Annotated in this window: 15 protein-coding genes and 1 tRNA gene; 11 read left to right on the top strand and 5 right to left on the bottom strand. The window is 68.5% G+C overall.

What is annotated here, in order from left to right; all coding sequences use genetic code 11:
• Window positions 1-64: 64 nt before the first annotated feature.
• Together lnt and secB are read right to left on the bottom strand one after the other, a co-directional pair.
• Complete coding sequence (gene lnt, locus ACVFYP_RS23840; RefSeq protein ID WP_499202728.1) at window positions 65-1,678, bottom strand: apolipoprotein N-acyltransferase; 1,614 nt, start codon at window positions 1,676-1,678, stop codon at window positions 65-67.
• A gap of 14 nt (window positions 1,679-1,692) precedes the next feature.
• Entirely contained in the window at window positions 1,693-2,205 is a 513-nt protein-coding gene (gene secB / locus ACVFYP_RS23835; protein WP_499202727.1) for a protein-export chaperone SecB, read from the bottom strand.
• Window positions 2,206-2,342: 137 nt separating this feature from the next.
• Between secB and trpS the strand changes: the two genes are divergently transcribed.
• Window positions 2,343-3,356 carry a tryptophan--tRNA ligase gene (trpS, locus tag ACVFYP_RS23830; RefSeq protein WP_499202726.1) on the top strand — a complete coding sequence of 338 codons (1,014 nt, stop codon included), beginning with the start codon at window positions 2,343-2,345 and terminating at the stop codon, window positions 3,354-3,356.
• Window positions 3,357-3,495: 139 nt separating this feature from the next.
• Here the strand turns inward: trpS and ACVFYP_RS23825 are convergent.
• Window positions 3,496-3,571 (bottom strand) — tRNA-Ala (locus tag ACVFYP_RS23825).
• Window positions 3,572-3,714: 143 nt separating this feature from the next.
• Here ACVFYP_RS23825 and ACVFYP_RS23820 point away from each other — a divergent pair.
• Complete coding sequence (locus ACVFYP_RS23820) at window positions 3,715-4,452, top strand: CoA transferase subunit A (RefSeq protein ID WP_499202725.1); 738 nt, start codon at window positions 3,715-3,717, stop codon at window positions 4,450-4,452.
• 12 nt (window positions 4,453-4,464) lie between these two features.
• Window positions 4,465-5,115 (top strand): CoA transferase subunit B, encoded by a 651-nt coding sequence (locus ACVFYP_RS23815; protein WP_499202724.1) that lies wholly within the window; start codon window positions 4,465-4,467, stop codon window positions 5,113-5,115.
• A 33-nt stretch (window positions 5,116-5,148) separates the two neighbouring features.
• Here the strand turns inward: ACVFYP_RS23815 and ACVFYP_RS23810 are convergent, their stop codons facing one another.
• Window positions 5,149-5,652 carry a hypothetical protein gene (locus ACVFYP_RS23810; RefSeq protein WP_499202723.1) on the bottom strand — a complete coding sequence of 168 codons (504 nt, stop codon included), beginning with the start codon at window positions 5,650-5,652 and terminating at the stop codon, window positions 5,149-5,151.
• Window positions 5,653-5,793: 141 nt separating this feature from the next.
• Window positions 5,794-6,279 carry a DUF1489 family protein gene (locus tag ACVFYP_RS23805; protein ID WP_499202722.1) on the bottom strand — a complete coding sequence of 162 codons (486 nt, stop codon included), beginning with the start codon at window positions 6,277-6,279 and terminating at the stop codon, window positions 5,794-5,796.
• Between the two features lie 69 nt (window positions 6,280-6,348).
• Between ACVFYP_RS23805 and ACVFYP_RS23800 the strand changes: the two genes are divergently transcribed.
• The 8 genes from ACVFYP_RS23800 to ACVFYP_RS23765 all read left to right on the top strand — a co-directional run bounded on the left by ACVFYP_RS23800 (window position 6,349) and on the right by ACVFYP_RS23765 (window position 15,226).
• Entirely contained in the window at window positions 6,349-7,341 is a 993-nt protein-coding gene (locus ACVFYP_RS23800) for a TAXI family TRAP transporter solute-binding subunit (protein ID WP_499202721.1), read from the top strand.
• A gap of 191 nt (window positions 7,342-7,532) precedes the next feature.
• On the top strand, window positions 7,533-9,851 hold the full coding sequence (locus ACVFYP_RS23795) for a methyl-accepting chemotaxis protein (protein WP_499202720.1): 2,319 nt from the start codon (window positions 7,533-7,535) through the stop codon (window positions 9,849-9,851).
• An 82-nt stretch (window positions 9,852-9,933) separates the two neighbouring features.
• Entirely contained in the window at window positions 9,934-10,956 is a 1,023-nt protein-coding gene (locus tag ACVFYP_RS23790; protein WP_499202719.1) for an aspartate-semialdehyde dehydrogenase, read from the top strand.
• A gap of 235 nt (window positions 10,957-11,191) precedes the next feature.
• Complete coding sequence (gene sdhC, locus ACVFYP_RS23785) at window positions 11,192-11,635, top strand: succinate dehydrogenase, cytochrome b556 subunit (RefSeq protein WP_499202718.1); 444 nt, start codon at window positions 11,192-11,194, stop codon at window positions 11,633-11,635.
• Window positions 11,636-11,646: 11 nt separating this feature from the next.
• The gene (gene sdhD / locus ACVFYP_RS23780; protein ID WP_499202717.1) at window positions 11,647-12,054 is read left to right on the top strand and encodes a succinate dehydrogenase, hydrophobic membrane anchor protein; all 408 of its coding nucleotides are present in this window, start codon (window positions 11,647-11,649) and stop codon (window positions 12,052-12,054) included.
• A gap of 73 nt (window positions 12,055-12,127) precedes the next feature.
• On the top strand, window positions 12,128-13,945 hold the full coding sequence (gene sdhA / locus ACVFYP_RS23775) for a succinate dehydrogenase flavoprotein subunit (protein WP_499202716.1): 1,818 nt from the start codon (window positions 12,128-12,130) through the stop codon (window positions 13,943-13,945).
• A 17-nt stretch (window positions 13,946-13,962) separates the two neighbouring features.
• Entirely contained in the window at window positions 13,963-14,745 is a 783-nt protein-coding gene (locus ACVFYP_RS23770; protein ID WP_499202715.1) for a succinate dehydrogenase iron-sulfur subunit, read from the top strand.
• Between the two features lie 61 nt (window positions 14,746-14,806).
• Window positions 14,807-15,226 carry a DUF4149 domain-containing protein gene (locus ACVFYP_RS23765; protein ID WP_499202714.1) on the top strand — a complete coding sequence of 140 codons (420 nt, stop codon included), beginning with the start codon at window positions 14,807-14,809 and terminating at the stop codon, window positions 15,224-15,226.
• Window positions 15,227-15,275 lie beyond the last annotated feature (49 nt).

Here is a 15,275-nt window from a genome sequence, read left to right as displayed (position 1 = left end):
GGTCAGAGTTTGTCAACTCTTTTGAGAAATCTCAATAAATTGCTCACCATCCGAATTGTGGCACTTAAGGTGACGTCTCCTCACTCGGCGTGCCTCTTCGCGCAAACGAAGCCGTGATCGTGGCGGCGCATACTATGACGAGCAGAAGAATCGGTATCCACAATCCCAGGTGGGCGAAGGGCGTTGGCACTGCCGCGCGCGGCAGGGGCGCCACCACCACGCCGGTCTCGGCGAGTCCCATCCGCGCCACGGTCCGGCCTCGTGCGTCGAAGACGGTCGAGATCCCGGTCTGGGCGGCCCGCACCAGCGGCAGCCCCTCCTCCACCGCGCGCAGGCGGGCGGCGGCCAGGTGCTGGTGCGGCCCGGCGGAGACGCCGAACCAGGCGTCGTTGGTGATGTTCAGCAGGAAGCCCGGGCGGTCGGCTGGCGTCACCCGGCCGGGGAAGATCACCTCGTAGCAGATCAGCCCCCCGAAGGCGGGCAGGCCGGGCAGCCGGATGGAGCGAAGTCCGGTGCCGGCCGAGAAATCCAGCGCCGAGACCACCAGCCGGATCGGCAGCAGCCCGCGCAGCGGCGTGTATTCACCGAAGGGCACCAGATGCGCCTTGTCATAGGCATCGAGCACGCTGCCCTGCGCATCCAGCGCCACCAGGCTGTTCCAGACCCGCGTGGCGCGGCCATCGGCGCCGAATTCCGCCCGCACGCTGCCGGCCAGCAGCAGCGCGCCGGGCGGCAGCGGTGCCGTCGCCATGTCCGCCGCCTGGGGGTCGCTGGCCAGCAGGAAGGGGCTGGCGGTTTCCGGCCAGACCACGACAACGCGGCTGTCCGGCGCTTCCTGAATCGCGGTGCGGACGCCGCCGGCGGTCAGGTCGATATAGCGCTGGAAGATTGGCATGCGGGTGTCCTCCCGCCACTTCGTCTCCTGCGCCACATTGCCTTGGACCAGCACCATGGTGACCGGCTCCGGCTCCGGCTCCATGGGCCAGAGGCGGATCAGGCCGATGGCGGCGAAGCCGAGCAGCGCCACGCCGCCGCCCATCCAGCCACGCCGGCCCGCCAGTGGCGCCAGGGCCAGCAGGACCGTTGCCAGCGACAGCCCATGCACGCCTATCCAGGCCGCGGCCTGGATCGGAAAACTCCCAAAGGCCCAGACGGTGCCGAGCAGGTTCCAGGGAAAGCCGGTGAACAGCACGCCGCGCAACAGCTCCGCCGCCAGCCAGGCTCCGGCGAAGGCGAGGCCTTGCGGCCAGCCCGGCCGCGCCAGCCGGGTCAACAGCGCCGGCAGCAGATTGAAGGCGGCCAGCGGCAAAGCGAGCCCCGGCACGGCCAGCGGCACCAGCCACCAGAAGCGCTCCACCTCCGTCAGGATGGCATTGGTCAGCCAATGCAGCCCGGCGATGTGGAAGCCCCAGCCCCAGGCGAGGCCGATCCAGGCGGCGCGGCGCGCGCTGGGCGCCTGGGTCACCATGATGAACAGGCCGGGCAGGGAAATCAGCAGCACCGGCAGCAGATGCACCGGCGGCAGGGCCAGCGCGGCGATGGCGCCGAGGCCGAAGGCGGTGGCCAGCGCCCGCCAGAAGCCGGGGCCTTCCAGCCGCCGGGTCAGCGCGTGACGCCAGCGGCTGGTGGTGAGAAGGCGACGGGCCAGCCCGCCACCGGAGGGGGGGCGGGCGGGCACGGTGCCGGCGGCCTTCAGGCCAGGCCGACCGGCGGCTGCTGGGCGGCGCCCGGCCCGCGACGGCTCTGCCACAGCGCCACGAAGTCGATCGGCGCCAGCATCACCGGCGGGAAGCCGCCGTCACGGGTGATGTCGGCCAGGATGTTGCGGGCGAAGGGGAACAGCAGCCGCGGGCATTCCACCAGCAGAACCGGCTCCAGGTGCTGCTGCTCCACATTGATGGTGAAGACGCCGCAATAGACCAGCTCGGCGATGAAGCAGGGGGTGTCGCCCACCTTGGCGTCGGCGCGGATCTGCAGCGACACCTCATAGACATTCTGGCCCTGCTCCAGCGGGCGGGCCTGCACATCCAGCGCCAGGTCCACGCGCGGCTGCTCGCGCACCGTCACATAGATCTCCGGCGCGCCGGGAACCTCGAAGGACAGGTCCTTGGTGTACTGGATATTGAGCTGCAGCGGCGGCGGCGGCGGGGCCTGGCCGGCATCGCCGTTCGGGATGGGGGAGGAGGGGGCGTTCAGGTCGGACATTCGGGGATTCCCGCTCAAGCGAAGATCGGCTGCCGCCCGCTACCACGACCCACCCTGGCCGGCCAGCCTCGCCCCCGCTTGACGTGAGCCGCACGGCCGGCACAACGGGGGCGCCCCTGTGCAGAGTGACCTGACCGATGACCCGCGCCCAGCCCCGCGTCTTTTCCGGCATCCAGCCCTCCGGCGTGCCGACCCTCGGCAACTATCTCGGCGCCATCCGCAACTGGGTGCCGATGCAGGACACGCATGAGGCGATCTTCTGCGTGGTGGACCTGCACGCCATCACCGTCTGGCAGGACCCGAAGGAGCTGGCGCGGCAGACGCGTGAGATGGCGGCGGCGCTGATCGCCTGCGGCCTGGACCCGAAACGCTGCACCCTGTTCCTGCAATCCCATGTCCATGCCCATACCCGGCTGGCCTGGATCATGAACTGCGTGGCGCGGCTCGGCTGGCTGAACCGGATGACCCAGTTCAAGGACAAGGCCGGCAAGGACAAGGAGGCGGCCTCGGCTGGCCTTTATGTCTATCCGAACCTGATGGCCGCCGACATCCTGACCTACCACGCCACTTTGGTGCCGGTGGGCGACGACCAGCGCCAGCATCTGGAGCTGGCCAATGACATCGCCCAGAAGTTCAACCACGACTATGGCGTGGAGTTCTTCCCGCGGATCGAGCCGATGATCCAGGGCGTCGCCGCGCGCGTGATGTCGCTGCGGGACGGCACAAAGAAGATGAGCAAGTCGGACCCCTCCGACCAGTCGCGCATCAACCTGACCGACGACCACGACGCCATCGCCCAGAAGATCCGCAAGGCCCGCACCGATGCCGAGCCGCTGCCCGGCCATACTTCCGGCCTGGAGAACCGGCCCGAAGCCCGCAACCTGACCGGCATCCTGGCCGCCATCACCGGAACCCTGCCCGAAAACGTGCTGCGCGAGCACGAGGGCAAGGGATTCGGGGCCTTCAAGGAGGTGCTGGTGGCCGCCCTTGTGGCGCATCTGGACCCGATCCGGAAGGAAATGGCCCGGCTGCTGGACGACCCTGCGACACTGGATGCCCAGCTTCGGCTGGGGGCGGACCGGGCGGAGGCGGTGGCGGCGCCGATCTGCGCGCGGGCGGAGGAGATCGTGGGGTTCTTGCCGCGGCGGTAGGGCGGGCCAGTTGAGGGGGCGTTGCCCCCTCAAACTCCCCGACCAGGGGCCAGTGGGCCCCTGGACCCCCCGAATATGGTGGTATGTCCAAACGAAAACCGCCGGCCTCCATTCCTGGAAGCCGGCGGTTTCGAAAATCTGGTGGAGCCAAGGGGAGTCGAACCCCTGACCTCTTGAATGCCATTCAAGCGCTCTACCAACTGAGCTATGGCCCCGCACACAGTAGCGAGGCCGGCCGTATAGCGGCCGGTCGGGGGGGGCGCAAGACACCCTCATGTCGGTTTTGCGCGCCCCCTTTCACGCCGCCCCGGACCCGCATAGGTTTCTGCCAGACGGGACGGAGGATGGCGGCAGGACGATGGGCAAGATCTACGACGATGCGACCTCGGCGCTCGCGGGGCTGCTGCGGGACGACATGACCATCATGTCCGGCGGCTTCGGCCTCGGCGGCATCCCCTCCGTCCTGATCGAGGCGATCCGGGCCAGCGGGGTGAAAGGCCTCACCGTCATCTCCAACAATGCGGGTGTCGACGATGCCGGGCTGGGCCTGCTGCTGCACACCAGGCAGATCCGCAAGATGATCTCCTCCTATGTCGGGGAGAATGCGACCTTCGCGAAGCAGTACCTGGCCGGGGAGCTGGAGATCGAGTTCAACCCACAGGGCACGCTGGCGGAGCGCATCCGCGCCGGCGGCGCCGGCATCCCCGCCTTCTTCACCAAGACCGGCTACGGCACCGCGGTGGCGGAGGGGAAGGAGACCCGGGAATTCGACGGCAGCCACTATGTGATGGAGCGCGGCCTGTTCGCCGACCTCGCCATCATCCATGCCTGGATGGGCGACCATGAGGGCAACCTCGTCTATCGGAAGACGGCGCGGAATTTTAACCCGGTGATGGCCACCGCGGCGAAGGTCACGGTCGCGCAGGTGGAACACCTGGTCCCCTCCGGCCAGATTGACGCCGACCACATCCATACGCCCGGCATCTTCGTGAAGCGGATGATCGCTTTGCCGCCCGGCTTCGAGAAGCGGATCGAGCAGCGCACCGTGCGCAAGCGCCCGGCGGCGGCCGCCGCTGGCGTCGAATCGCAGGCCTGAGGAGACACGACCATGCCCTGGACCCGCGACGAAATGGCCGCCCGCGCGGCGCGTGAATTGCAGGACGGATTCTACGTCAATCTCGGTATCGGCATCCCGACGCTGGTGGCCAACCACGTGCCGGATGGCATGACGGTGCAGCTGCAGTCGGAAAACGGCATGCTCGGCCTCGGCCCCTTCCCTTATGAGGGGGAGGAGGATCCGGACCTGATCAATGCCGGCAAGCAGACCATCACCGCGCTGCCCACCAGCAGCTTCTTCGACAGCGCCCAGAGCTTCGGCATGATCCGCGGCGGCCATATCGACCTGTCGATCCTGGGCGCCTTGCAGGTGGCCCAGAATGGCGACCTGGCGAACTGGATGATCCCGGGCAAGATGGTGAAGGGGATGGGCGGCGCCATGGATCTGGTGGCGGGCGTCAAGCGCGTGATCGTGCTGATGGAACACACCGCCGGCGGCAAACCGAAGCTGCTGAAGGAATGCAACCTGCCGCTGACCGGCCGCCGCGTGGTGGATGTGGTGGTGACGGAGCTCGGCGTCTTCGCCATCGACAAGGCGGGCGATGGCGGCATGCGGCTGCTGGAAATGGCGCCTGGCGTGACCGAGGCGGAAATCCGCGAGAAGACCGAGGCCGATTACGAGGTGGCGCTGCTCAACGCCTGACCCATGGGGCGGGGGGTGGCCCCCCCCGCCTAGCTACTGGAGCTGGGGCTGGCGGTTCTGCTGATAGCGCAGACGGTCTTCCTCCAGGATGCGGCGCAGCCGTTCCAGCTCCCGCTCCCGCTCGGACAGGGAGCGTTCCCAGTCGCCGCCGGGCTGGGCCGTCGGCTGGGCGCGCGCCGGGGTCGCGCTGGGCAGCGGCGTGGTGTCCCGCACCACATCGCGGCGCACCGGGGCGCGACGGGGCGTGCGGCGCGCGGTGTTGGTGGCGCGGCGCGTGGTCGGCGCGACGGCTGGCACGGGCGGTGGCGGCACCCAGTCCAGCAGCGGGATCGGGCCGCGGGCCTGGGTCGTCGCGGCCGGGCCGCTTTCGGAGGAGAAGCTGGGCGCGGCGGGGGTGCGCTGGCGGAAGGAGTCGAAATCGGTGACGGTCGAGCTCAGCAGGTCGCGCCCCGGTCCGGCGTCGTTCCAGTGCTGCGCGGCGACGGGCTGGGCCAGCAGCAGGCCGAGGGGCAAGGCGAGGAAGGCGAAGCGGCGCATCGGCTGGGTTCCAACTCTGGCGGCACATCGGGCAAACGGCCCGGCCCCGGATTCGCCAAGGAAGATGAACGGCGCCGCCGCGTCGCACAAGCTTTGAAAACCGCGACGGGACGCTGTCCCACCTGGCGCACTATAACAACACTATAACAAACAGAGCGCTTCCAGCGCGCGGCGCATCTCAGGGGGCAGGGCCTCGATCCCATCCGCCGCCTGGCTGCCGCGCGGCGCATCCGGCGGGGCCGCTTCCGCCGTCAGGTAGCGCCAGCCCTGGAAGGGCTTTTGCGGACGGGGCTGCAACAGCACCAGCTCCGGGTCCAGCACCAGGCCGGCGCAGCTTGTGCCATCGTCCCAGCGTTCCTCCCGCACCTCCAGAATGCGCTGGCGCACGCGGATCAGCCCGGCCACCACCCAGTAGAGCGAGCCGCCATCCGCCAGTTCCGCCGCCCGCTTCGGCACCATGCGGGTCTGGTGGCGCAGGGGCGGGTCCAGCGCGGCGCGGCGGGCCTGGGAGGCGGCAAGTTCCGCCACCTCCTTCGGGCCGACGCAGAGTTTCAGCAGATGCAGCATGGCTGATGGATGTGGCAGGCGGTCGAGTCCGTGCAAGCCCTGTGGGTTCGTGACCTGCATCCAAGCTTGCCGCGACCTTCGATCCGGGCATAAAACCTTGGTAACGAAACCGTCCAAGGGAGACAAACCATGTTGCGCCGCAACCTGCTGGCCGCCACCGTGCTGGGTGCCACGACGCCCGCGCTGTTCACCCCCGCCATCGCCCAGCCGCGCAACGCCGCCTGGCCGCGGGCGCTGAACATGGGCACGGCCGCCCCCGGCGGCACCTATGCGCTCTATGGGCCGGCCTGGGGGCAGATCGCCCAGGAAGGCACCGGGGTGCAGATTTCCTACCGCACCACCCAGGGGCCGAACCAGAACATCATCCTGGTGAATCGCAAGGAAGTCGAACTGGGCATGGTCACCATGGGGGTGGCGTTGCAGGCCTGGAACGGCGTCGGCGCCTGGACCCAGGGCAACCGCTTCCGCGATATCCGCGCCCTGTTCCCGATGTATGACACGCCCTTCCACGGCATCGCGCTGAAGCGCAGCAATATCACCAAGCATGGTGACCTGGCTGGCCGCAGCGTCGGCGTCGGCCCGCGCGGCGGCACGCCCGGCACCTATTATCCGCTGCTGTTGCAGGAGCTGGGCATCGCCCCCTCCGCCGTTCGCTACGGCTCGGCCTCCGACCTTGTGGGGCAGATTCAGGACGGGTTGCTGGACGCCTTCCTGTTCGCCTCCGGCGTGCCGGTGCCGGCCTTCAGCGAGATCGAGGTGCAGGCGGAAGTGAACTTCCTCGATTTCTCGCAGGAGGAAATCGCCAAGCTGACGGCGAAGTATCCGGAACTGGCGGGCGGAGCCCTGCCCATGGGCACCTATCGCACCCAGGCGAAGCCGCTGGGCATTGTCGGCATGTACAATTTCGCCATTGCCCACAAGTCGCTGCCCGACGACCTGGTCTATGAAATCACCAAGTCGGTGCTGTCGCAGAATGCCCGCTTCAAGGCGGCGATCGCGGCGGCGTCGGAAACCGTGGCGGGCAATTGGAACAAGAACACCTTCCTGCCCTTTCACCCCGGCGCGGCGCGCTATCTGCGGGAAGTGGGCCAGCAGGTGCCGGAGAATCTGGTCCAGGCCTGACCGGCGGCGACCCGGGCGGCATCGTTGCCCGGGACTATATTTGAGACTAAACATAAATTTGACAAAACTGTCTCATTTTATATGATGCTCGCGATCGCGTGAACGAATGCGTCGTTTCCAGCGACGCATCTTCATCAGATGGCAAGGCCATGCTGGCAGCCTGACGGCTCAAATGCCGTGGAGCCGGTCCCATGCGTTTTCTCCTGGACTTGTCAGTAGGTCGAAAATTGGCGGCCTCGGCCGCCCTCGCCTTGATCCTGGTCGTCGGACTCGTGGTGATGACTTGGCGGGAAACCTCCCAGATCATTTTCCAGCAGGCAGGCGCCGCGCGGGTGCAGGCCGCGATGGATGCCATGGGCGACGGCGTGAACCGCCTTCTGGATGTGGCGGTTCTGGAACGCGATCTTCTGCTGACCCACGATGAGGCGGGCCAGGCACCGGCCTGGCAGGCCATCGACACGGCGATCACCCAGGGTGCGCAGGCCGCGCGCGCTGCCGCGACGAATTTCGGCGATCCGCGGATGGTGGAGACGGCGACCACCCTGGCCGGCGCGGCGGAACGCTATCGCGTCGCCCTGCGGAAAGTGGCCGAACAGCGCATGGTGATGATCACGGCTCGTGACCGGGAGCTGTTTCCCCTCTCCGGCGAATACGACTCCCTGTTCGAGGCGGTATCGGCCAGCTTCGGCTTCGATCTGCCCGCTGACCAGCAAGATGAGGCAAGGCACCGGCTGCTGACCGTGCATGGTGCGGCGAACGAGGTGCGGATCGGCGTGCAGCGCCTGCTCGCGACCGGCGACGAGGCGCAGAACCGCCGCGTGCGGCGCGGCATCGCGCAGGCCCGGGTGCATAGCCGCGGCCTGCTCTCCGTCGAGGCGCCGGCCCGGTTGAAGGAGGATGTGGCCCGTCTGGCGGAGCGTGCGCAGTCCATCGGCGTCGCCGCCACGAAGATCCTCGATGCCGGTGAGGAGGTGGCGAAGCTGCGGCGGGATGAGGTGTCCCCGGCCCGTGCCGCCATGCAGGAGGCGGCCCAGGCCCTGTCCTCCGCCGGCCTCGCCATGGCCACGACGCAGCGCGAGCAGGTTCAGCACCGCGCGGAGCTGGTGCGCAGCACCGCCCTGTGGTCCGGCACCGCCATCGCGCTGGTGCTGCTGCTGTCCTCCTTCGGCCTGGCGCGTGGCATCGGCGCCCCGGTGCGCAGGCTCTCCACCGTGATGACCCGCATCGCCGGCGGCCAGACCGACGTCACCGTGCCGGATCGCGGCCGTCGCGACGAGATCGGCGCCATGGCGGAATCGCTGGAAGCGCTGCGCAGCACCGTGGACCGTGCCTTCTCCCAGGGTCAGATGATCGAGCAGTTGCCGGCGGCGGTGATGAGCGCCGACCCCAAGGACGGCTTCCGCATGACCTATATGAATGCGGAGAGCACCCGCCTGCTCACCCAGCTGCGCAAGCTGCTGCCCTGCGGGCCGGAGGAGATGATCGGCAAGCCGATCGACATCTTCCACAAGGACGCGGCGCAGCAGATGGACATCCTGTCCGACCCCACGCGCCTGCCGCATACCGCGCGGATCCATCTGGGGAACGAGGTGCTGGAACTGCGGGTCTCCGCCATCCGCGATGCCGCCGGCACCTATTCCGCCACCATGCTGACCTGGACCGTGGCGACGGAGCAGGTGCGCCTGGCCGATACCTTCGAGACCGAAGTCGGCGCCGTGGTTGCCGCCGTGGCGGAATCGGCCGCCCGGCTGCAATCCTCGGCCGAGGCGCTGTCCGGCACGGCGCAGACCTCCGGCCAGGAAGCCGCCGCGGTGGCCGCGGCCGGCGGCAGGGCGCAGGGGGATGTGCAGGCCGTCGCCGCGGCGGCGGAGGAAATGGCCAGCTCGGTCACCGAGATCGCCCGCCAGGTGGGCGAGGCGGCGCAGGTGGCTGGCCGGGCGGTGGAGGAGGCGCGGGCGACCGACGCCACGGTGCAGGGCCTGTCGGAAGCGGCAGCCCGCATCGGCGACGTGGTTCGCCTGATCGGCGACATCGCCGGCCAGACCAATCTGCTCGCCCTGAACGCCACCATCGAGGCGGCGCGGGCCGGGGAAGCCGGCAAGGGCTTCGCCGTGGTCGCCAGCGAGGTGAAGTCGCTGGCCGGCCAGACCGCCAAGGCGACGGAGGAGATCGCGGCCCAGATCGGCCAGATGCAGCAGGCCACCACTCAGGCGGTGACGGCCATCCGCGGCATCGGCGCCACCGTCGAGCGCACCAGCGAGATCGCGACGGCGATCGCCGCCGCGGTCGAGGAACAGGGCGCCGCGACGCAGGAGATCGCACGCAGCGCGTCCCAGGTCGCGGAGGCCACGCAGACGGTGGCCCAGCGCATCGAGGGCGTGCGCGCCGCGGCGGAATCGACCGGCGATGCCGCCGGCACCATGCGCGACGACAGCGGCGCCCTGGCCGGCCAGGCGCGGCAGTTGAAGGAGAAGACCGACAGCTTCCTGCGCGCCGTCCGGGCGATCTGAGACGTATTGAGCCGCCCCGGCGCTTGCCGGGGCGGGTCCGGAACGCCTAAGCCGCCCCTACAGCAAGCGCAGGAGCGGCAGCATGGGCTATCGTTTGGCCGTGGTCGGCGCCACCGGGGCGGTGGGGCGGGAAATCCTCAAGACCCTGGCGGAGCGTGCCTTCCCGGTGGACGCCATGGTGGCCCTGACCTCCGGCCGGTCGCCGGGCAGCCAGGTGTCCTTCGGCGAGGACCAGGTGCTGACGGTGAAGGCGCTCGACAGCTTCGACTTCAAGGGCACCCACCTTGTCTTCTTCGCCGGCGCGGCGGCAGTCAGCGCCCTGCATGCGCCACGGGCGGCCGCCGCCGGCTGCCTGGTGATCGACGGCAGCGGCCAGTTCGACATGGAACATGACGTGCCGCTGGTGGTGCCGGAGGTGAATCCCCAGGCCCTGGCCCGGTCCCGCAAGCGGCGGATCATCGCCAATCCGACGGATGCGATCATTCCCGTGGTGATGGCCCTGAAGCCGTTGCACGATCTGGCGCCGGTCCGCCGCGCGGTGGTCGCCACCTACCAGGCCGTGTCCGGCGCGGGGCGGGAGGCGATGGACGAGCTGTGGTCGCAGACGCGCGGCGTCTATGTGAACGAGACGCCGCCCTCGGAGCAGTTTCCGAAGCAGATCGCCTTCAACTGCATCCCCCAGGTCGATTCCATCCTGCCCGAGGGCCCGACGCGGGCTGAGGCGGCGATGGCCTTGCAGGCCCGCAAGATCCTCAGCCCCGACCTGGCGCTGGTCGCCACCTGTGTCCGGGTGCCGGTCTTCATCGGTAACGCCGCCGCGGTGCATGCGGAATTCGAGGCGGAGATCACCGAGGACCAGGCGCGGGAGGCGCTGCGCGAGGCGCCGGGGATGATCCTGCTCGATCGGCGGGAGGATGCCGGCTACACGACCCAGGCCGAGATCGGCGGGGAAGATGCTGTCTATGTCAGCCGCCTGCGCCGCGACACGACCGTGCCGCATGGCCTGGCCTTCTGGTGCCTGACCGACAATCTGCGCAAGGGCGCGGCCCTGAACGCGGTGCAGATCGCGGAGGAAGCCTTGGCGCAGGGGCTGCTGGCGGGATGATCCGCCGGGATGGTTGGCTGGCCGGCTGAGCCGGATTTCACCTGATCGGCCGGCAGGATCGCCGGCCTTGGCCTGCCGTCCCACCGAAAAATCCGCGCCGGCAGGGCGGAAAGTCATGCTTCGTTCTCCTATTCGCGCCAGGCTGCGTTGACGCTATGGCGCGCTGCACCATAAAACCCTGTCAACAGTGTGCGGCGCGCCCGAGGCATGGCGCGCCTTGAGGAGCGGGCACCGCATGTCATCGATCCAGGATGCACGGGAGGCGACCATGTTGGGTCGCCGGACGGATGGAACCCCGGTGCGCCGGCCACTTTCGCCGCATCTGCAAGTCTACGACATGCTGCAGATGAGCAGCGCCATGTCGATCAGCAATCGCGCGACGGGCATCATCTGGACATTCGGCACCGTCCTGATGGTCTGGTGGCTGGTCGCCGCCGCCTCCGGCCCCGCGGCCTTCGACTGGGTGCAGTGGTTCCTGGGCTCCTTCCTCGGCATCATCATGCTGATGGGGCTGACCGCCGCGGCCTGGTTCCACACCCTGTCCGGCATCCGTCACCTGGTCTGGGATGCAGGCTATGGCTATGGCATCCCGACCATGTACAAGTCCGGCCATGCCGTGCTGATCGGCACCGCGGTGCTGACGGCGCTGACCTGGCTCGCCATGCTGCTGTCCTGGTAAGGAGCGAGAACATGGCCAACCCCGCCGGCGAAGCCGCCCGTCCGACCATCCTCCGCACGCCGCTCGGCCGCGTGCGCGGTTCCGGTTCCGCCAAGTCCGGCACGCATCACTGGTGGATGCAGCGCGTCACCTCGATCGCGCTGCTGCCGCTGACCATCTGGTTCATCTTCGCCCTGTCCACCTCCGCCGGCATGACCCATGCGGAGGCGGCGGCCTGGATCGGCCATCCCCTCAACGCCGTGCTGCTGCTGGCGCTGATCGGCCTGACCTTCCACCACGCCGCCGCCGGCCTTCAGGTGGTGCTGGAGGATTACGCGAAGCCGGAATGGGTGAAGATCACCAGCGTGCTCGCGGTGAAGGCGGTCTGCGCGCTGCTGGCACTGGCCGCCGCGCTGGCCGTGATTCGCCTTGCGGTCTGAGACAGCGCACCAAACTCGGTAGCATCACGGCGCGGGCCATTTCGCCCCGCCACACGGATGGACGGCAGATCAGATGAACGCCATCTCCAAGCCCGCGATCGGCGGCGGAGCCTATCGGATCGTTGACCACACTTATGATGTGGTTGTGGTCGGCGCGGGCGGCGCGGGTTTGCGCGCCACCTTCGGCATGGGGGCCTCCGGCCTCAAGACCGCCTGCATCACCAAGGTCTTCCCGACCCGCAGCCACACCGTGGCGGCCCAGGGCGGCGTCGGCGCCGCGCTCGGCAATATGGGCGAGGATGACTGGCGCTGGCACATGTACGACACCGTGAAGGGGTCGGACTGGCTGGGTGACCAGGACGCCATCGAATACATGTGCCGCGAGGCGATCCCGGCGATCATCGAGCTGGAACACTACGGCGTTCCGTTCAGCCGCACCGAGGACGGCAAGATCTACCAGCGCCCCTTCGGCGGGCACATGCAGGATTACGGCAAGACACCGGCGATGCGCGCCTGCGCCGCCGCTGACCGCACCGGCCACGCCATCCTGCACACGCTGTACCAGCAGGCGCTGAAGGCCAATTGCGAGTTCTTCGTCGAATACATCGCGCTCGACCTCATCATGGACGATGAGGGTGTGTGCCGCGGCGTCACCGCCTGGAACCTGGAAGACGGCAGCCTGCACCGCTTCCGCGCGCAGAGCGTGGTGATGGCGACCGGCGGCTATGGCCGCGCCTATTTCTCCTGCACCTCCGCCCATACCTGCACCGGCGACGGCGGCGGCATGATCCTGCGGGCGGGCCTGCCGTTGCAGGACAATGAGTTCGTGCAGTTCCACCCGACCGGCATCTATGGCTCGGGCTGCCTCGTCACCGAAGGTGCGCGCGGCGAGGGTGGCTATCTGACGAATTCGGAGGGTGAGCGCTTCATGGAGCGCTACGCCCCGACCGCGAAGGACCTGGCGTCGCGCGACGTCGTCTCCCGCGCCATGTCGGTGGAAATCCGCGAGGGCCGCGGCGTCGGCCCGCTGAAGGACCATATCCATCTGCATCTGGAACACCTCGGCGGCGACCTGCTGCATGAGCGCCTGCCGGGCATCTCCGAAACCGCGAAGATCTTCGCGGGCGTGGATGTGACGAAGGAGCCGATCCCGATGCTGCCGACCGTCCATTACAACATGGGCGGCATCCCGACGAACATCCACACCGAGGTCCTGAACCCGACGGCGCAGGACCAGGACCGGGTGGTGCGTGGGTTGATGGCGGTGGGCGAGGCGGCCTGCGTTTCGGTCCACGGCGCCAACCGCCTCGGCACCAATTCGCTGCTCGACCTGGTGGTGTTCGGCCGTGCGGCGGCGCATCGCGCGGCGGAGACCATCAAGCCGGGCGCCAGCCAGGCGCCGCTGCCCCCCGGTGCGGGCGAGTCCAGCTGGGCGCGCTTCGACAAGGTGCGCAACGCCAAGGGTTCCTCCACCGTCTCCGATGTCCGCCTGCAGATGCAGCGCACGATGCAGGAGCATGCCGCGGTGTTCCGCACCAGCGAGCTGCTGCGTGAGGGCGTGGCGAAGATGGGCAAGGTCGCGGCGAGCTATGACGACATCAAGATCGCCGACCGCAGCCTGATCTGGAACAGCGACCTAGTCGAGGCGCTGGAGCTGGACAATCTGATCGGCAATGCGCTGACCACGATCCACGGCGCCGAGGCGCGCAAGGAATCCCGTGGCGCCCATGCGCATGAGGATTTCCCCGATCGCGACGACGCCAACTGGATGAAGCACACCCTCGCCTGGGTGGATGACAACCGGAACGTCAAGCTGGACTACCGGGACGTGAAGATGCGGACCCTCACCAACGAGGTCCAGGTCTTCCCGCCCAAGGCCCGCGTGTACTAGGAGCCCCGATCAGAGCCATGGCCACCTTCACGCTGCCGAAGAATTCGACGATCACCAAGGGCAAGCACTTTCCCGCGCCGGCCGGCGCGACGAAGGTGCGGTCCTTCAAGATCTATCGCTGGGACCCCGATTCCGGCGAGAATCCGCGCACCGACACCTATGACATCGACCTCGACCAGTGCGGGCCGATGGTTCTCGATGCGCTCATCAAGATCAAGAACGAGGTCGACAGCACGCTGACCTTCCGGCGTTCGTGCCGGGAGGGCATCTGCGGCTCCTGCTCGATGAACATCGACGGGCTGAACACGCTGGCCTGCCTGAAGCCGATCGAGGATGTGAAGGCGGAGGTCCGCATCCATCCGCTGCCGCATATGCCGGTGGTGAAGGACCTCGTGCCCGACCTGTCGCAGGTCTATGCGCAGCTCCGCTCCGTCGAGCCCTGGCTGAAGGCCGACACCCCCCCGCCGCCGGATGGCGAGCGCCTTCAGTCGAAGGAGGAGCGCGCCAAGCTCGACGGGCTGTGGGAATGCATCCTGTGCTTCTGCTGCTCCACCTCCTGCCCCTCCTATTGGTGGAATGGCGACCGCTATCTCGGCCCGGCCGTGCTGCTCCAGGCCTATCGCTGGATCGCCGATAGCCGCGACGAGCATACGGGTGAGCGGCTGGATGCGCTGGAGGATCCCTTCAAGCTCTATCGCTGCCACACCATCATGAACTGCACCCGGACCTGCCCGAAGGGGCTGAACCCGGCGCAGGCCATTGGTGACATCAAGAAGATGCTGGCCGAACGGGTGGTGTGACCCGGGCCGCTTGGATGAGGGGGGCTTTGCAGCTTCGCAACGCCTCCCACATCCAGCCGGCATGACCGCCCTTCTCCTCATCGCGCTGTTCGCCACGGCGCTTCTGTTCGGCGGCATGGCCTTTTTCGCCGCCGTCCTGGCGCCGCTGGTGTTCCGGCTGCTGCCGGCCGAACAGGCCGGCCGCTTTCTGCGGGGGATCTTTCCCCGCTACTATCTCTGGGTGCTTGGCACCTCCGCCGCCGCGGCCGTGGCGCTGTTTCCCCTCTCCAAACTCGATTCCGGAATCATGGCGGCGATCGCGGCCCTGACCTTCTGGCTGCGCCAGGTGCTGATGCCGCGCATCAACGCTCTGTCGGACCAGGCCAAGGCGGGCGATGCCGAGGCCCAGCGCGGCTTCGCCTTCGCCCATCGCCTGTCGGTGGCCGCCAACCTGCTGCAACTGGTGGCGGCCGGTGCCGTGCTGGCCGGCTTCCTCACGTGATGGCTTCGCGCCGCCAGGATCGGTCGCCCCACCCCGAATTTTCGTAGCA

The organism is Roseomonas sp. F4 (assembly GCF_053891155.1).
Note: the sequence above shows the minus strand (reverse complement) of the source record. Positions and strands in the feature narration are given on the sequence as shown.